This window comes from Acinetobacter uliginosus, from assembly GCF_044130295.1.
Taxonomy (GTDB): domain Bacteria; phylum Pseudomonadota; class Gammaproteobacteria; order Pseudomonadales; family Moraxellaceae; genus Acinetobacter.
Genome location: NZ_JBIQOC010000028.1, coordinates 36,083 through 53,781, shown reverse-complemented (window position 1 = coordinate 53,781; position 17,699 = coordinate 36,083). Strand labels below are relative to the sequence as shown.

The 17,699-nt window shown below is 41.6% G+C and carries 16 protein-coding genes and 1 tRNA gene; 9 read left to right on the top strand and 8 right to left on the bottom strand.

The features are described 5' to 3' along the window. Nucleotides 1-257 precede the first annotated feature (257 nt). From ACE01T_RS07475 to ACE01T_RS07465, 3 genes are all read right to left on the bottom strand, one after another. A complete protein-coding gene (locus ACE01T_RS07475) occupies nucleotides 258-1,376 on the bottom strand; it encodes a Fic family protein (RefSeq protein WP_395519030.1) in 1,119 nt (372 codons plus the stop codon). A 556-nt stretch (nucleotides 1,377-1,932) separates the two neighbouring features. Next, on the bottom strand, nucleotides 1,933-3,141 hold the full coding sequence (locus tag ACE01T_RS07470; RefSeq protein WP_395519029.1) for a tyrosine-type recombinase/integrase: 1,209 nt from the start codon (nucleotides 3,139-3,141) through the stop codon (nucleotides 1,933-1,935). Between the two features lie 179 nt (nucleotides 3,142-3,320). Continuing rightward, nucleotides 3,321-3,411 (bottom strand) — tRNA-Ser (locus tag ACE01T_RS07465). A 121-nt stretch (nucleotides 3,412-3,532) separates the two neighbouring features. Between ACE01T_RS07465 and ACE01T_RS07460 the strand changes: the two genes are divergently transcribed. After that, complete coding sequence (locus ACE01T_RS07460; protein WP_180174879.1) at nucleotides 3,533-5,410, top strand: potassium transporter Kup; 1,878 nt, start codon at nucleotides 3,533-3,535, stop codon at nucleotides 5,408-5,410. Nucleotides 5,411-5,496: 86 nt separating this feature from the next. Here the strand turns inward: ACE01T_RS07460 and ACE01T_RS07455 are convergent, their stop codons facing one another. Beyond that, nucleotides 5,497-6,198: a prolipoprotein diacylglyceryl transferase gene (locus tag ACE01T_RS07455; protein WP_166170714.1), complete on the bottom strand. Its 702-nt coding sequence runs from the start codon at nucleotides 6,196-6,198 to the stop codon at nucleotides 5,497-5,499. A 255-nt stretch (nucleotides 6,199-6,453) separates the two neighbouring features. On the opposite strand from ACE01T_RS07455, the gene ACE01T_RS07450 reads away from it, so the two are divergent. Next, nucleotides 6,454-7,563 carry a DNA/RNA non-specific endonuclease gene (locus tag ACE01T_RS07450; protein ID WP_180041976.1) on the top strand — a complete coding sequence of 370 codons (1,110 nt, stop codon included), beginning with the start codon at nucleotides 6,454-6,456 and terminating at the stop codon, nucleotides 7,561-7,563. Nucleotides 7,564-7,632: 69 nt separating this feature from the next. Then, a complete protein-coding gene (locus ACE01T_RS07445; protein ID WP_166170710.1) occupies nucleotides 7,633-7,878 on the top strand; it encodes a hypothetical protein in 246 nt (81 codons plus the stop codon). 154 nt (nucleotides 7,879-8,032) lie between these two features. On the opposite strand, the gene ACE01T_RS07440 is transcribed toward ACE01T_RS07445, so the two are convergent. After that, nucleotides 8,033-9,034, bottom strand: coding sequence for an AraC family transcriptional regulator (locus ACE01T_RS07440; RefSeq protein ID WP_180041978.1), 1,002 nt, complete (start codon nucleotides 9,032-9,034; stop codon nucleotides 8,033-8,035). Between the two features lie 105 nt (nucleotides 9,035-9,139). Between ACE01T_RS07440 and ACE01T_RS07435 the strand changes: the two genes are divergently transcribed. Next, nucleotides 9,140-9,736, top strand: a complete 597-nt coding sequence (locus tag ACE01T_RS07435) for a sterol desaturase family protein (RefSeq protein ID WP_166170706.1) — start codon at nucleotides 9,140-9,142, stop codon at nucleotides 9,734-9,736. Between the two features lie 376 nt (nucleotides 9,737-10,112). On the opposite strand, the gene hisF is transcribed toward ACE01T_RS07435, so the two are convergent. Then, complete coding sequence (gene hisF, locus ACE01T_RS07430; protein ID WP_180041981.1) at nucleotides 10,113-10,871, bottom strand: imidazole glycerol phosphate synthase subunit HisF; 759 nt, start codon at nucleotides 10,869-10,871, stop codon at nucleotides 10,113-10,115. 113 nt (nucleotides 10,872-10,984) lie between these two features. Here hisF and ACE01T_RS07425 point away from each other — a divergent pair, with 113 nt between their 5' ends. Genes ACE01T_RS07425 through ACE01T_RS07415 form a run of 3 tightly spaced genes read left to right on the top strand, consistent with a single transcriptional unit; the run spans nucleotide 10,985 to nucleotide 12,997 of the window. After that, a complete protein-coding gene (locus tag ACE01T_RS07425; protein ID WP_395519027.1) occupies nucleotides 10,985-11,935 on the top strand; it encodes a homoserine kinase in 951 nt (316 codons plus the stop codon). Between the two features lie 14 nt (nucleotides 11,936-11,949). Further along, the gene (locus ACE01T_RS07420; RefSeq protein ID WP_086197727.1) at nucleotides 11,950-12,573 is read left to right on the top strand and encodes a DUF1294 domain-containing protein; all 624 of its coding nucleotides are present in this window, start codon (nucleotides 11,950-11,952) and stop codon (nucleotides 12,571-12,573) included. Between the two features lie 31 nt (nucleotides 12,574-12,604). Continuing rightward, nucleotides 12,605-12,997, top strand: a complete 393-nt coding sequence (locus ACE01T_RS07415) for a DUF4870 family protein (protein ID WP_166170700.1) — start codon at nucleotides 12,605-12,607, stop codon at nucleotides 12,995-12,997. Between the two features lie 309 nt (nucleotides 12,998-13,306). Here the strand turns inward: ACE01T_RS07415 and ACE01T_RS07410 are convergent, their stop codons facing one another. After that, the gene (locus ACE01T_RS07410) at nucleotides 13,307-13,666 is read right to left on the bottom strand and encodes a COG3415 family protein (protein WP_166170698.1); all 360 of its coding nucleotides are present in this window, start codon (nucleotides 13,664-13,666) and stop codon (nucleotides 13,307-13,309) included. Nucleotides 13,667-13,762: 96 nt separating this feature from the next. Between ACE01T_RS07410 and ACE01T_RS07405 the strand changes: the two genes are divergently transcribed. Both ACE01T_RS07405 and ACE01T_RS07400 read left to right on the top strand, forming a co-directional pair. Continuing rightward, nucleotides 13,763-15,094: an APC family permease gene (locus ACE01T_RS07405; RefSeq protein ID WP_395519026.1), complete on the top strand. Its 1,332-nt coding sequence runs from the start codon at nucleotides 13,763-13,765 to the stop codon at nucleotides 15,092-15,094. A gap of 47 nt (nucleotides 15,095-15,141) precedes the next feature. Further along, entirely contained in the window at nucleotides 15,142-16,554 is a 1,413-nt protein-coding gene (locus ACE01T_RS07400) for an NAD(P)/FAD-dependent oxidoreductase (protein ID WP_166170694.1), read from the top strand. 184 nt (nucleotides 16,555-16,738) lie between these two features. Here ACE01T_RS07400 and ACE01T_RS07395 read toward each other — a convergent pair whose 3' ends face one another. Further along, on the bottom strand, nucleotides 16,739-17,641 hold the full coding sequence (locus ACE01T_RS07395) for a DMT family transporter (RefSeq protein ID WP_395519025.1): 903 nt from the start codon (nucleotides 17,639-17,641) through the stop codon (nucleotides 16,739-16,741). Nucleotides 17,642-17,699: the final 58 nt, after the last annotated feature.

Here is a 17,699-nt window from a genome sequence, read left to right as displayed (position 1 = left end):
CTGATTATTTGTAGTCATAAATTTAAGTCCCCACTTGTTTCTAAGTGGGGACTAAATTAAGGCTTATAGGATGAATTCAGAAGGTGTGTTCAGCGGACGCTTACGGTAATTGCATGTAATGGATTGTTTCTGCTGGACTTAACTTGTCGCTTTATTTATGCACGTTTATTTTTTAAGTGAATCACTTATCTTATAGCCGATAAGAATAAAAGGCATATTTAAAAATAGGAATAATTTCTAAATATGCCTTAAATCATCTATACACGTACTTTTTCAAGCAATGGTTCAAATGAATACATTGCAGATCGACGTCCTGACGCTGCTTCAACTTCTACTAAGATATTATTTTCTAATAAGGTTTTTGTAATTTTATGCGCAGTTGCAGTAGGAATGCCGCTTTTCTGAGTAAATTTATTATTTCGGAAAAAGGGATTAGTGAAAATAAAATCTAAAGTTTGTACACACCATTTTGAATTCAGTAATTCAGAACAAGTTTGCTTCATGCTTTCATAAAGCTCTCTGATACTCTCAGCTACCTCAAGGTTTCGAATTGCTTGCTGTTCTACGGCCTCAAGAAAAAAGATACACCATTCTTCCCAATTATCATGAAGAGAAACTTCTCTCAATTTATCTATATATATATCCTTATGTTCTTCCATATAACCACTTATATAAAAATGTGGAGATGAAATTAATTTTGATTGCCACAGCATAAGGGTAATTAACATTCTTCCTATACGGCCATTTCCATCTTTAAAGGGATGTAATGCTTCGAATTCAACATGTGTGATAGCTGTCTTAATTAGGGCATTATGTTCATTATTTTCAATGTAATTAAATAAATTATCTAATCCTGATTGTAGTTGTTCAGGACTAATGGGAACAAAAAGAATATTTTTTTTTGCTCTATCAGCGAGATAGTTTTGTTCGGTTTTATATTCACCTGGTGATTTCAGTGCACCTCGTCCCCAAGACAATAATCCTTGATGAGCTTGCCTAATAAGGGCGCTCGAAAAAGGATATCCGTTTTCTAGAGCTTCTTGGGTCTTTTTTAGAGTTCTTTGATATAAAAGAGTTTCTATGACGTCACTTCTAACAGAAGGGTCATTATCATCTTCATGATCTGCTTCATACTTTAGAATTTCATCCATGGTACTAATCGTTCCCTCCATACGTGAAGAGATAACAGCTTCTTGGTTTCGCAATGGCGCTAATAAAATTTCGCTGTTGTGCATATTTTTAAGCATTTGATCATAACGGGCAACAGCATTATTTGCATTCATCAAAGCGTTAACTAGCTTTTCATTATATTGAAAGCTTTTAGGTGGGAATTTTCCGTAATGATAGTGGACTGCGCTATCTAAATTTATTTCCACAGGCTAACTCCAAGGTATTACGTTTATAATTTTGTTTCGCTAACAAAAGGTTTAGAAAATTTTAACTTCTTTAAAAACATCTTATCAATTTGTCTCTCTAAAATATATAAAAAAGAGAAGCAATAGAATTAGATTCTCTTTTATAGAAGCAAAAAAGCTTGCCTATCAGAAAACAGCTAAAAAGAGAAGCAATAGAATTAGATTCTCTTTTATAGAAGCAAAAAAGCTTGCCTATCATAAAACGACTAAAAAGAGAAGCTATAGAATTAGATTCTCTTTTATAGGAGCAAAAAAGCTTGCCTATCAGAAATCGACTAAAAAGAGAAGCAATAGACTTAGATTCTCTTTTATAGAAGCTAAATAGCTTGCCTATCAGAAAACGACTAAAAAGAGAAGCAATAGAATTAGATTCTCTTTTATAGAAGCAAAAAAGCTTGCCTATCAGAAAACGACTAAAAAGAGAAGCAATGGAATTAGATTCTCTTTTATAGAAGCAAAAAAGCTTGCCTATCAGAAAACGACTAAAAAGAGAAGCAATGGAGTTTTTTTAAGTATACTAGCCTATCCTTTTAGCTTTGTTGAACGGAATGACATTATTCCGCAGTCCATTTATGAAATCTGACCATTCTTGCATCATCTTGGTTCTGTACTGTAAATGCTGGGCATGATTATAAGCCTGTGACACGGCGTTACCTGTTTTATGTGCTAATTGAACCTCAATAGCATCATGTTCATAGCCTTGCTCATGCAGGGTAGTGGATGCCAATCCTCTAAACCCATGGCCAGTCATTTTCCCAGCATAGCCCAGTGTTCTAATGGCACATAAAAGGGCATTACTACTTAATGGTTTGGCTGTGCTGTGATTATAGAAAACATATTGCTTATTACCTGTTAATGGTTTGAGGCTCTCCAGTAGCTCAATAGCTTGGCTAGAGAGTGGAACGATGTGCATTAAATCCATTTTCATTTTATGCGGTGGTATACGCCACTCTTTAGATTCAAAATTAATCTCGTTCCATTCCATCATTCTAAGTTCCGCCGTGCGTACAAAGGTTAGGGTCATAAGCTGTAATGCGGTTTTAACCAGGATATTGCCGTGATACCTGTCCATACGGTGAAGAAAAGCTGGAAACTCCGATATATCCAAACGAGCCATGTTTTTAACTTTTCTAGGTTTCAGTGCTTCTTGTAAATGTGGGGTAGGGTCATTTTCTATTAATCCTTTTCGAATTGAGTACCTGAATACACGACCGGCCAAAGGAATAGAACGTTTTGCCATTTCCTGTGCGCCTCGATCTTCAATGCGTTGGGCACATTCTAAAACGTCTTTCCCTTTAATTTGATTGATTGGCATATCACCAATATAGGGAAATAGGTCTTTTTCAAATACAGATAAATCCCTTAAATAGGTTGGCTCTTTGATTACAGCTTTTCTGGCATCTAACCACTCAAGGGCAAGTGTTTTAAATAAGGTGCTTTCATCTATTTCTATTTTTTGTTCTTTCTTTTTTTCTGCTGGGTCAATGTCGTTGGCTAATAGCTGTCTAGCTCTCAAGTGGTTTATGCGTGCTTGTGCCAATGACATCAATTCATAAGAGCCTAGAGTAAGATTCTTTTGTTTGCCATTGAAGCGATAAGCATACACCCATGTCATGCGACCACTTGAAAAAACATGCAGTTGCAATCCGTTTCCATCGCTGTATTTATCGGGTGCTTTCTTATCTTTGGGTGGTTTTAAACGCTTTATCTTTGAGTCGGTTAGCATGGGTTTCCCCTAATTTGTTGGTATTTTTCTGTTGGTTTGTACACGATACCAACAATAATACCAACACTATACCAACGATTGCACAGCATTGCACTTCATTGCTACAGACAACAAAAAAGGCTTAACTCCTTTAAAATTAAGCCTTTCGTCACTGCTTGGGATTGCAGTTCTTTGTAATATGGCGGTGAAAGAGGGATTCGAACCCTCGATACGCTATTAACGTATACACACTTTCCAGGCGTGCTCCTTCAGCCACTCGGACACTTCACCATTGCGCCGCGATGATAGCGAAAAAAAGCCCTTCTGCCAAGTTGAAACAATTGATTTAGAGCAAAAGTTTTTGCTCAATGATATCATTGCGAAAAAATAGTGTTCAAAACGAAGACGAAATATGCAAAGTACTGCACAAAAAGCCGCATTGCCCGCGATTACTCTGGCAGCATTAGGGGTTGTGTTTGGAGATATTGGAACCAGTCCACTCTATGCGCTGAAAGAATCATTCCATACAGTACATGGCTTGGGGATTAACCCTGAAAATGTATTGGGTATTTTGTCGATTATTTTTTGGACCATGACACTGGTCATTACCATTAAATATGTCGCGATTGTTATGCGTGCAGATAACAATGGCGAAGGCGGAATTATGGCGTTGTTGGCCCTAAATTTGCGTAATACAAATTTTAGTGATCAAAAAAAGTTGCTGTTAATCGCGATAGGCTTTATTGGTGCTTCCCTGTTTTTTGGGGATGGCATCATTACCCCTGCAATTTCAGTGTTATCTGCAGTTGAAGGGCTTTCTATCGCTACAAATGTTTTAGACCCTTATATTGTACCAATCGCCATGACGATTGTGACCATATTGTTCATCATGCAAAAGTATGGAACAGCCTTTGTGGGCAAGTTTTTTGGTCCATTAACTTTATTATGGTTTTTAGCACTCGGATTCTTGGGAATCTCCAGCATTATTCAGACTCCTGTGGTTTTGGGGATGTTTAGTCCACATTGGGCTTTCCATTTTATTGTTACTAATCCCTTAATGACCTTCTTTATTATGGGTGCGGTCGTACTGACCGTGACAGGCGGGGAAGCCCTGTATGCCGATATGGGCCATTTTGGTCCTGTTCCTATTCGCTTGGCATGGTTTTTTGTGGTGTTACCTTGTTTGTTAATTAACTATGCAGGTCAGGGGGCATTATTACTTCGCGATCCAAGTGCAATTCAAAATCCATTCTATTTGTTGGTACCTGAATGGGCTCTATACCCCATGATTTTCTTGGCAACGATGGCCGCGGTCATTGCCTCTCAAGCTGTTATTTCAGGGGTGTTCTCTTTAGCACGTCAAGCCATTCAATTGGGTTATTTACCACGACTAACCATTAAACACACCTCAGACTCAGAACAGGGACAAATCTATGTGCCTTTACTGAACTGGGTTTTACTGGCCTCTATTATTGTACTGATCTTGATTTTCCAAACCAGTTCACGCTTATCTCATGCTTATGGTCTGGCTGTGACCATGACCATGTTATGTGACACCTTACTGATTGCTGTGTTTATTCGTTACACATGGAAATGGAACCTACCGAAACTGATGCTGCTGATTACTCCATTCTTGGTATTGGACTTGGTATTGGTAAGCGCAACCTCACTCAAAGTATTCTCTGGGGGATGGGTTCCACTGTTGATTGGTGGAATTGCTTTCCTTCTATTAATGACATGGAAAGAAGGGCGTGAACTGACCTTCGCCAAGCTCCAGCAAGATACCTTACCTTTAGATATATTCGTGCAAAGTATCGATGAGCAAGCCAATTGGGTAGAAGGGGAAGCTATATTTCTTACGGGTACTCCCACCGTGGTGCCGCATGCCATGTTGCATAATATGAAGCACAATAAGGTCTTGCATCAGAAAAATATTATTTTGACGGTTAAAATTCAAGATGTTCCTTACGTCGCTGATCAGGATCGCTTCCAAGTAGAAATGATGAATCGGCATTTTTATCGGGTTGAACTGTTTTACGGTTTTAAAGATGAGATGAATATTCCGCAGGCACTCGAAGCGGTCTACCAATCGATTGAACTCGAATATAATTTGATGCAAATCAGCTTCTTTGTTTCGCGTGAACGAATTATTAGTACAGTGGGGGACGGTATGGCCTCTTGGCGTGAAAAGCTGTTTATTTCGATGCAGCGCAATACCAGTCCGGTGAGTGACTTTTATCGGATTCCTCCCAATCGTGTGGTTGAATTAGGTAGTCAAATCGAAATCTAAGTTTCAGATCGTGCAGACAATAAAAAACCAAGGTGGAAAATCCTTGGTTTTTTATTTGGAGGATGAAAGCCTGAAAAAGAGCGTGATTAGTTCTCTGTTGCCTCTGTCATTGGTACTTCAGGAGAGACCTTTACCGGAGCATCGCTTACAGCAGCTTCTGGTGCTGCTTGTACTGCATCATCTGGCTGTGTTGCTTCAGGGGTGGCTGCAAAGGCTTCCTGGGTTGCAGTGGTCGCAACATGATTTGCTGGTGCGGCAGCCGCAGATTCATTGCTTAGTTCTGCTTGAGGCATATTTGCTGGATTGACTTGTGCATCAGCAGCAGATTGATTGACCGGCGCAGTTGCAATCTGTTGATCTGAACCTTGTTTCGCCTGTTGCGCAGCTAATTCGCTATTCGGTTGTATCTGATCTACATGGTCAGATACAGCCTGAGCTGTTTGCTCAATAGCAGATTCATTTGCTTGTGTGCTAGATGAATCAACTTGTGCTGCTGTATTTAGCTCTGAGCTTTGTGCCGCAGTTGCATCTGAAGCTGAGCTGGTTTGTACTGCGGTTTCAGAACCCGCTGCATTCGACTTGGTGGCAACTTGACCTGCATCCACAATGCGGATTTGACCACTAGCCACTAATTCTTCAATCGAACCTGCCTGACCATTTACTGCAGTGCTTACTTTGACTTTAGATAGACTTTCTAAGGTATCGCCCGGTTGAATGGCTGGTTCTGCGAATGCCGTTGCACTCATCATTCCTGTAACCAGACTTAAACCTAAAAGCTTAAAATGCATAAAATACTCCGTAGCAATCATTATTCAGATTTTTTGCGTATTTTTACCTTGTCATAAGCAGCATCGGTTTTTCAATCAAACATACGTAAAGCTCTTAAGACTGGTTAGAAAAGCTTTAGAAAATGAGACAGACTGTTACAACAACTGTGCTTTTGTTGAACAGTTTTAGGCTAATTGTTAAGCAAATAAAATTTGCTACATATACTTCATTTTCACTGCTTGTTAAGCTCGTGAAAAATGAGGGTTGGTCTCAAAATGGCAGTCAAGAAAGGTAAAACGGGTCAATCTGTAATGCAAATTTTAAAGCGGAATAGTTTAAAAATTATCTTGGGTGTAGTTGCAACCAGTAGTTTTGCAATTGCCTTTGGACAAGAAAGAATTCAACAGCTGATTTCATTGCCATCAGTCTCCAACTCGGCCTGTCTGGATCAATTTTACCGCGATATTCCGCCGTATCTGGCCAAAAAAAGCCTGACTAAAAATACTTTTCCGCTGTGCTTTAATGGCTTTAACGTGATGTATTCGGGGGTATCAAAAACACCTTTATGGGTGGCAGAAGCCCTGACACCACAACGCTTGAGCCATAAAATTCCACGTGAAGACAACTTCCATGAAGAAACACGTCTAAAGACAGAATATCGTGCGACCTTGGCAGACTATAAAGCTTCGGGCTATGACCGCGGACACATGGCACCCAATGCCGATATGCCGAATAAAGATGCACAGTTTGACAGCTTCTCATTGGCCAATATGGTGCCGCAAGCTCCGAAAAATAATCAGCAGGTTTGGCGAGAGCTGGAAGAAGCGACTCGCGCGATCGTGACCAAGCAGAAGCAGGATGTCTATATTGTAACGGGACCGGTGTATTCAGCTAAAAAATTGAAGACAATTGGTAATGGGGTGATTGTTCCAACAGCGACCTATAAAGCCATCTATATCCCAAAAACAGGGGCAGCAGGGGTGTACTATGCCGACAATACCCTGAAAAATACTGCACCCAAAGTGCAGGTGATCAGTATCTGTGCTCTGGAAGATCTGACAGGAATTAATATTTTCCCCCAGTTAACCGAAGACCAGAAGCGCAATACTTACAATTTGCCACTAAAGGCAAGTGCAGTGAAAGCAACTCAGAAAATTGCCTATTCACATTGGGATGCAGAAAGCCAATGTGCCGAAGAAGTCAGTGCAGATGAGCTTAACGCTTTGCAGAAAAAGTTTAAATCTTCCTCCGCAAGTTCAGCAAATTTAACCCCTGCACAAGAGAATAACGGCAGTGCAGCAACGAACGGTTCAAATACCCAAGATGCGATTATTAAACAGTTGATTGAAGGGCTTTTGCAGTACATTTTACAGTTGTTGAAATAAGTCTTTTTTAGGTAGGATGAAAGTCGTCATCCTACCTTTTTAATAACAACAAAGATCAGTGAGAATACAATGTTCAAGCCTTTTGAAAATGGTACCGAATCGCATGCCATTCACGACCTCACCTTAGAAAATCAAGAAGACTGTGTCAGTATTTATGGCAATTTACAGCTGACCAAAGATCAGGCCGGGCTTCAGGCAGCGAAAGCCTTGCAGGCTTTTGTCAATGCTGTGGTCAGTGCTTTGGAAAATGAAGCTCATCTTCCGGAAAAAATTGACCGTCAGAATGAACAGGAAATTGAAAATCCATTTTTATAAGCAGCGCTTATGTTCCATGTGAAACATAAAAAAAGCTCACCGACGTGAGCTTTTTTATTCTTCAGGATATTTGATATTAATCGGGAAATTGCTGGTTGATTAATCATAACATACTGAATAGATATGACATGCATCTGACGATTTGAAGGCGATTTTATACGTATTGTTGTTGTCGCCATTGCTGCGGTGTCATGCCTGTCCACTTTTTAAAAGCACGCTGGAAGGCACTTTGTTCGGAATAGCCGAGCAATAAGGCAATTTCTTGCAGGCTGAGATGCCGATCTTTTAAATATTGCTCCGCCAATAAATGTCGTACTTCCTGCATACGCTGCTGATAGGTGGTGCCTTGTTGTTGTAAATGGCGTTGCAATTGCCGTACCGACATACTGAGCTGCTTGGCAATCGGTTCGATTTGATACAGGTTTTTTTGCAGTCCGGTGAGAATAGCTTGTTGCAGACGTTCATCTAATTGGGTGGAATTCGGAAGTTTATCCAGGAGTGCCTGAGCTTGCTGCATCAGCAAATGTTGCAGGGTTTGGTCTCCTTGACGAAAAGGCTTGGCGAGCTCGGCAACTGGTAAAATAATTTGCGCCACAGGCTGAGAAAAACGGACTTTGCAATGGAAATACTGTTCGTATAACGCGACATTCTTGGGTGCCGGATGGGTAAAGTGAACCTCATGAATATGAATATCTTCAAATTCCATAGAATGTTTCAGGAACTGAAACATCACGGCAATTGCGATTTCATTGCTGACTTGAGTGGTCAGATGAAAAGGAACACTTCCCCAGCCAATGGCCAAATAATCCCCCAGCATGTCGGCTTGTAAGGGGCTGCCATCATAGATCAAACGATGCAGGTCATGATAACGATACAAAGCTTCACCTAAGGTATTACAGGACAGGGCAATATAGGCAATGATGCCGAGATGTTTGGGTTGTACATATTCGGCAATCTCTAAGCCGAGTGCAGGAATTTTTAAATGCTGATCTACATCGGTCAGTAATTCGCGCCAAAGACAAAAGTCAAAGCGTTCCAAGTTCTGAACTTGTTCAAGTTTTTCAGAAATGGCTAAGCCTTTGGCCTGACTATAGGCATAAAGTAAATGCCCAAGTCCGCCATATACAGAGCCTGTGTAATCTTTAAACTGATGCATATTGATCTTTTTATTGTCGTAATTTGTCAATGAAGTTTTATTTTAAGGTCAATATTTAGCACATTTCATTGCCTATATTCAATACAGAATAGGGAGAAAGCGATAATGTGGAAAGGTTTCTTGTTGGGTTTGGTGGTGGCCAATGGCTTTGAATGGATCGCACACAAATATATTTTGCATGGCACACATCGCAGTGGAAAGCCGCGTTATAGTCCGGTGCCAGACAGCATGAAATCACATTGGGAGCATCATCGTGAAGTCAGAAAAACGGCATTTCATGACCATGGCTATGTCGAAGGTCTTGCCAATTGGCGCACTAAAAATGAAATTATTTCACTGACTGTGGTTGCGGGCGTTTTTGGCACGCTATTTTATCCGGTCTCCAAAGGCATGGCACTGTCTACGGTATATAGTGCCTGTAATTATTATTATATTCACCGCCGCGCCCATTTAGAGCCAGAGTGGGCCATGAAAAAAATTCCTTGGCATTATGATCATCATATGAATTCCAATCAGGATGCCAACTGGTGCGTGACCAAACCCTGGTTTGATTACATTTTGGGAACTCGGGTGATTTCAGCCCCAGAATTGCAGGAGGAAAATCCCTTAGGAATTTTGCTGCCCGACATAGTTTCAAATCTGTTGAACGGTATAACCGAGCGTTATTTTCCGGCGAAATGGGTGGAAAAACAGGGTAATTAGTTATTTTTTTAGAATGAAGTGTAAGTTTTATCGATCAGGAAGATATTGCGCGATAAAATAGCTAGAAGTCACGACTGCCGAGATCTTGTCGTAATTTGTCAATATTTTCGGTATTAATAGTCAATGTTTTTATTATTATTTGTTATATATTTGTTTTCGCAATCAGGCTGGCCCAGTTAAGTTGACGAGTCACTGTATATGTCATTTTACTGTTTTTCTTTTCAAGAAACCGCGCTGTAGTTTTCTTGGTTTATAGGGAGTCTTCAAGACTCCCTTTTTTTATCTGCACTTTTTATGCGGGTCTGATTTCAGAGCAGGTCTATAAATAAAAAAGAGTGGAAAGGACCACTCTTTTTAGATTAACTCGTGTCACTTCTTAGAGACGCATTTCAATCCCTTGTGCAGCCAGATACTGTTTGGCTTCCTGAATGGTGTATTGACCAAAGTGGAAAATAGAAGCTGCAAGTACTGCATCTGCACCACCCTTGAGAATACCGTCAGCCAAATGCTGCAAGTTACCCACGCCACCAGAAGCAATGGTTGGAATGGTGACACGGTCATTGATGTTACGCATTAAGGCCAGATCATAACCGGCTTTGGTGCCATCGGCATCCATAGAGGTAATTAACAGTTCGCCCGCACCGTAATCGGCCATTTTGACTGCCCATTCAATGGCATCAATGCCGGTCGGTTTACGGCCACCATGGGTGAAAATTTCCCATTTATTGTCGCCGGTTTTTTTGGCATCAATCGCCACTACAATACATTGGGCACCAAAGCGTTGCGAAGCCTCTTGAACAAATTCCGGGTTAAATACTGCAGCCGAGTTAATGCTGACTTTATCGGCACCGGCATTCAGCAACAGGCGGATATCTTCCACCTTACGCACACCGCCACCTACAGTTAAGGGAACAAACACGCTTTCGGCCATGCGTTCAACTGTACGGTAAGTGGTATCGCGACCACTTGAGGTTGCAGTAATGTCCAAGAAGGTAATTTCATCGGCACCTTGTTCATTATAACGGCGTGCTACTTCGACCGGATCGCCTGCATCACGAATATCAAGGAACTGTACGCCTTTCACCACTCGACCATTATCTACGTCAAGGCAAGGAATAATACGTTTAGCAAGCATAATTTTTTCCAAAAATAACAGCCGATTATGAAACTTCGCCACGAAGGTGCTACACCTTGGTAGTTGTAGCAGGTATTCTATCAAAATTATGTAAGTTTTTTTGCAGGTTTTCTATGTCGGTTTATACCCCTTTGACTTTACAGGAAGTTCAGGCGTTTGCAGCACCTTATGGATTAGAGGTGCTGGAGCTGATTCCGATTCAAGGCGGGATTCAGAATACCAACTATTTTTTAGTCTGTGAAAATGCAAAGCAGTATGTACTGACCGTATTTGAAGAGATGGATGAGCAGGGCGCCGCAGAACTGGTTCCGGTACTGGAGCATTTAGGTCAGCAAGGTTTAGCCGTGCCTGTACCGTTAAATTATGCAGGGCAGGCTATTCATCCTTTAAAAAGTAAGCCTGCGCAGATAGCACCACGCATGATGGGTAAGCACCCCATGCCAGCAACTTTGGAACAGGCACAGGCCATTGCTGTGGCTCAGGCGAAAATCCATATTGCCTTACAGGGTTTTCCACTGGAACGGGCCGAATATCGTAACCACAATTACTGGCTTCAAGTGGCGAAAGAATTAAAACAGACTCTAAATCCTGCCGATTCTATTCTGCTCAGTGAAGTGCTGGGGCTTTATGACGCACTCACTGCCGTCTATCCAAACCGTCCCAAAGGCTTTATTCATTCCGATTTGTTCCGTGACAATACCTTGTTTGAAGGCAATGAATTGAAAGGAATCCTGGATTTTTACGAGTTAAATAAAGATGAATTTCTGTTTGATATTGCCATTACCTTAAATGACTTCTGCACCGAATATCCCGAGGTGCATTTAAATGAAGCGAAAGCCCACGCTTTTTTAGAAGCTTATGAAACGGTGCGTCCTCTGACTCAGGATGAAAAATCCTGTCTGGAAATTTATCTGGCCATGGCGGCAGCACGGTTTTGGCTGATGCGTTTACAAGTCGCACAAAAAAATGCACAACAAGGACGTACAGGAGATGATATTCTTCAGAAAAATCCTTTGGAAATGCGTAATATGCTGGTAGAACGACTAAAATTTGTGACGGCTTGATATAGGATATAAAAATGCGTGATCAGGGGCGATTGGTCGAATGGTTTGATGAAAAAGGCTATGGTTTTATTCAGCCCAATGATGCCTCGAAAGATCGCGTGTTTCTACACATTAAGGATTTTGCCCGTCAAGGGCCCCGTCCGATTGTGGGTTGTGCGCTTGAATATACGGTCTTGCTGGATGGAGATGGACGTTATCGTGCCCAGCAGGTGACTTATCTTAAAGCGTCACAAACCAAAAAAAATGTGAGCAAGCCAAAGCTCTCCAAGCAACCGGCACAAAAATTAAAACCGATGCAAATTGCCTGTATCGGTTATATTTTGGCTCTGGCCGTGTTTACCATAGCGGGTTTATTAAGTGGCATGGTGCTGTTATTTATTAGCATCATTAATGCCATCACTTACTGGATGTACGCTCAAGATAAAGAAGCTGCCTTGCAAGGTAATCGCCGCGTACCCGAGCAAACCCTGCATCTGCTATCTTTTCTGGGCGGCTGGCCTACGGCATGGCTGGCTCAGGAAAAGCTGCGTCATAAAACACAAAAACAACCCTTTAGAAAGATTTATTTTTGTACTATAGCCTTAAACATACTTTTGATTTTATGGCTGATTTCTCCTTTTAATGTGCTGAAATTTTAAAAGGGGGAACGATTACTTAAAAGGTATAATAATGAATTATTCTATCGATCAAGATCCCAACCGTACCCTGACTTTAATTCTTTATATCCTGTACATTATTGCCATTTTTACGGGAGGCTTATTGGCCGTTGTTGCCCTGATCATTAACTATATAAAGCGCAATGATGTACGGGGTTCCATTTTTGAAAGCCATTTTAGCTGGCAAATCCGGACCTTCTGGTGGTATCTGTTTTGGAACCTGATTGCCTTTATTCCTTTTATTTTCCTGTTTTTTACCGGTGAAAACATGGATGTATTTACTGGGGTTGCCTTAGGCGCAAGTGTATTTTGTTTGCTGGTGATTGGCATTTCCTGGATCTGGATTGTCTATCGTGCTATTCGCGGTATTATTTGTTTGAATGACAATCAGCCTATGTATCAATAACAACAGATCTAAAAAATGAAGGTGGCAATAGCCACCTTTTTTATGCGCTATAATGAATCATCTGTTTAAACAGATGCATTAATTTAATTCTTTTGTAAAAAATCAGTTTACCTTTTTAACTTTTATAGCATACTTTTTTAGTTAATCTACTTTACTTTTTTAATATTTAAAATTTACTTTTTTATTTTAATAGTTTTACTTTTTTAATATTTATAGTTTACATTTTTAATAAAATAACTTTACATTAATGTACATTTATTTATATAAATTTAATTTCTTTTTTTATTTTAATTTAGACGGGTTTTAGGCTTAAGAATAAAATCGACCGCGACGGCGGCGTAGTCCTAAAACATGAATTGCGCGCACCAAAACCGCATACGAAACTGCGTAGCCAAAACGTTGCTCAAATAATATTACAAGGTCGCTAATATTCTTAAATTTTGTATTTTTTACAAATACTTGAAATTCATCCCAGTCTTTAATATGACTCGGTGCACCGCGGTTTTTTGCCGGTTTTGGCACTAAGTCTCCGGTTTCTTCTTCCAGCTTGATCCATGCATCCAGTGTCACACGAGAAATGTTGAATTCTTTGCATACTGCAACTTTGTAATCAGTTTTTTTATACATTTGAATGGCTGCTTTTCGAGTTTCTAAACTGTACTTTGGCATTTACTCGTACCAGGATTAAATATTTATTTTTTATTATATGGCATAGTCGTTGCAAATGAACAAATAACTCAAATAAATAATGTTAAGGTGACAGCTATGGAGAAAACACAAGTCTCTTTCAAAAAAATGTCGTTATGGCAAGTCGTCATCCTTGGTGTGGCCTATATGACCCCAATGGTGGTGTTTGATACTTTTGGTATTGTGTCCGGAATCACCGATGGCCGGGTACCCTTGGCTTATATTTTTGCTTTGGTGGCGATGCTGCTGACTGCATTTAGCTATGCACGCTTTAGCCGGCAAACTGAAAAACCCGGTTCTGCCTATACCTACACCGCAGAATCTTGTGGAACCAAAGCTGGCTTCTTTGTGGGCTGGTGTTCCTTGCTCGACTACATCTTGCTGCCTTTAGTGAATGCCTTGTTGGCCGGGATTTATCTGGAAGCGGTTATTCCCAGCGTACCTTACTGGATGTGGGTCACGCTGTTTGCAGGCCTGGTCACACTCATTAACTGTTTCCGCATTAATTTCCTTGCCAATCTCAGTCTGGTCTTTGTGATCGCACCTTTATTACTGATGGTGCTATTCATCTATCTGGTGATTCGCGGTGTAGGTGAGGGACAAGGTTATGAGCATGTGTTGACTCTTGCGCCGTTATTTAATGGTGACAGCTCCATCCTACCCTTGATTGCAGGGGCATCCATCCTGTGCTTTTCATTCCTGGGCTTTGATGCGGTGACCACCATGTCGCATGAAACTCAAGATCCGAAACGAACCATTCCACGTGCGGTGATGCTCACTACACTGTCAGGCGGTATCATTTTCCTGACTGCATCCTGGTTTATTCAACTCTATTTTCCAAGCAATGTCCGTTTTAACAACCCGGATGAAGCCTTGCCTGAAATTGTGCTGTATGTCGGTGGAGCATTGTTCCAGTCGGTATTTTTGTGTGCACAAATTATGAATACCTTTGCTTCAGGTCTGGCAACCCATGCCAGTGCATCCCGTCTGATTCATATTATGGGTAAAGATGGTATTTTTCATAAAGAAACTTTTGGGCAAGTTCACAGCAAATTAGGTACACCGCTTTATGCAGTACTGTTGGTTGGTTTGATTTCTCTGACGGCCATCGCCCTTGACCTGGCAACTGTGGTGAGCATGATTAGTTTCGGGGCCTTGATTGCCTTTACCGCAGTCAATTTTTCAGTTTTCGTCAAATTCTATGTCCGTGAGCAGCAACGCCACGGGATGAAAAATATCTTTTTAAACCTGATTTTACCGTTTATTTCGGTCGGCGTGATCATGTGTTTATGGTTCAACCTGGAGCGTTCCGCACTGTTGTTTGGTTGTGGTTGGCTGTCTGTCGGGATTGTGATCTTCCTGTACAAAAAACTGAAAAAGCAAAACATTGTGATTGGCAATGCCTACTAAAAGATTGCCGCAAATTTTGAAATGAATTGAAGATGGGAAGAGTGAACATGAATATACAAAAGCCAGTATTTTTAAATGACGTAGAATTTAAAGCCAGCATAAACCAGCAAAGTGGCAAGGAATGGAACTGGATTAATCCAAAGCATGGTGCATTTGGGCATCCTGCGAATTACTATGAAAGTTCACTGGAACAATGGCACCAGTTTGATGCCTTGAGTGCCGATATTGAATGTGATGTGGTGGTGATTGGTGGCGGCTTGCTGGGTGCTTCGACGGCCTTACATCTGTCTGAGCAGGGGGTGGAGACGGTTCTGGTCGAGAAAAACCGGATTGGCAGTGCGGCTTCTGGAAGAAATGGCGGGCAATTGACCCCAGGCTTGGCACGTTGGGAAGCGGCAGAAATGATTGAACATTTCAGTTATGCAGATGCCAAAAAACTCTGGCACTTTACCTCAACCGAAGCGATGTCCTTAATTGATTCGATTGCAGACCAATACAATCTGGACTTGCAGCGTAAACGTGGCCATATCACCGCTGCCGTACATGAAGGGCATCTGGTTGGTTTAACTCAAGGTGCCGATGCACGCAAGTTTTTGGGTGAGGCCCATACTCAAGTAGTGGGCAAGCATGAGCTGAAAGAACACATTGCCTCTGACAATTATTGTGGTGGTTTGCTGGATGCTCTGGGTGGACATATTCATCCCCTGGCTTTAAACCGCGGTCTCATTTATGGTTTCTGTAAAAATGGCGGCAAAGTCTATGAGCAAACTGAAGTCACTGTAGTAGAAGAACGGGAAGATGGTATTTATGTGACCACCACCAGTGGCGTGATCAAAGCCCGTAAAAGTGTGGTGATGGGGGTGCATCATGCCTCCTTTAAGTTGCTGCAAAAGAATAATCAGACCACGATTCCGTTCTATACCTATGTCTGTACCACAGCTCCATTAGAATTTGATTTAAAAGAATTATTACCAACAGATGCACCTGTCTATGATACGCAATTCCAGATCGACTATTATCGTGGTGTATCGCAAAACCGCTTGCTGTTTGGTGGGGAGGGGACAGGTTCATGCTGGAATCCTGAAAAAACCCATCAGTATTTATTGGGCCGGATTCAACATGTATTTCCGCAGTTAAAAAGTGTCGAGCTGGATTTTGTCTGGAGTGGAACCACTGACCTGACCATGAATGGCGCGGCAGATAGCCGTAAGTTTGGTAACAAATTCCCCATCTATGCCGTACAGGGCTGGAGCGGTCATGGCGTGGCGCAAACGGTACGTATCGGTAAGGCGATTGCTGATGATTTCTGTGGCAAAGCGGATGACTTTAATATGCTGACCCGTATTCATCATCAGGATATTCTGTTTGGTCGTGCACTGGCACCCGTGGTCATTCCGGTAGCAAAAAGCGCCTATGGATTGGGTGCGTTGATTAATCCGGGGAAGATGGTGTCGTTTTAAATATCTCTTTCCTTCCACAAAAACCGATAATGATTCTTCCTCTCCCTGTGGGAGAGGATTGGGGAGAGGGCAATATTTTCAGTGAAAAATTCGAATTTCTCGTGCTCTTGAAATTAACCTTTCCTAACCGCTCCTGGAAGATGAGGAATTTTCTTTAGAGAAATATTCAGCAGAAAGAGATCTTTTAAGGATTCACTTCTTTATTTTTCTTCAAAAACTTCGGTTTCCATTCACTGACAATGACCCCTAAAACCACCAACACCCCACCAAGGATGGCCAGTAAGGGCAAACGCTCCCCCGTAATACGACCAATTAAAGCTGCCCAAACTGGCTCACCGGAATAGATGATGGCAGCTTGCGCAGGGTCGACTGCACGTTGTGCCCAGTTCATCACCAGTTGAATGGCGGCACTAGCAAAACCTAAGCCAGTTAAAATGATCACCAGAGGCCAGGAAAAAACTGGATTCCAGCTTTCACCAGCCAAAGGCATCATGCAAAAAGCAAAAATCGAGGCAAAGCCGAGTTGAATCACGGTGACACGGCGGACATTGACTTTACCGGCAAAAAATCCGATCAGAATAATTTCCATCGCAATAGCGACTGAACCCAAGAGGGTAATGATCTGACCAAAGCTCAGCTGGATTGCACCAAACCCATTTCCGGTTAAAAAGACCAGACCTAAAAAGGCCAGCACTGTGCCACACCAGGTCATGAATTGCGGGGTTTTACGGAACAATAGCCATAAAAGAATCGGCACCAGAGGTACATACAGCGCGGTTAAAAAAGCCGATTCACTGCTGCTGATGCTTTGTAGTCCAATGGTTTGCGTGCCATAACCCAGCGCAATCACCAGACCAATGACAGCTCCTGCGGCAATTTCTTTCAGTTGGATTGCGGTTAAATCCTTCCAGGAAAACAGGCTGACAAACAACATGGCAGCAGCAAAACGGCAACCGACGAAAAACATCGGGCTGGCAAAGTTTAAGCCATATTGCACGGTGATAAACGAGCCACCCCAAACCAGGGTAATTAAAATTAAGGCAAGTTGCGGTGCTTTGGCTTTCAGGCAAGAGGGAAAATAGGACATGCTTACACAGGAAGTGATTTTTAAAAATATCAGAAATAAAAAAGAGGTCCGAAGACCT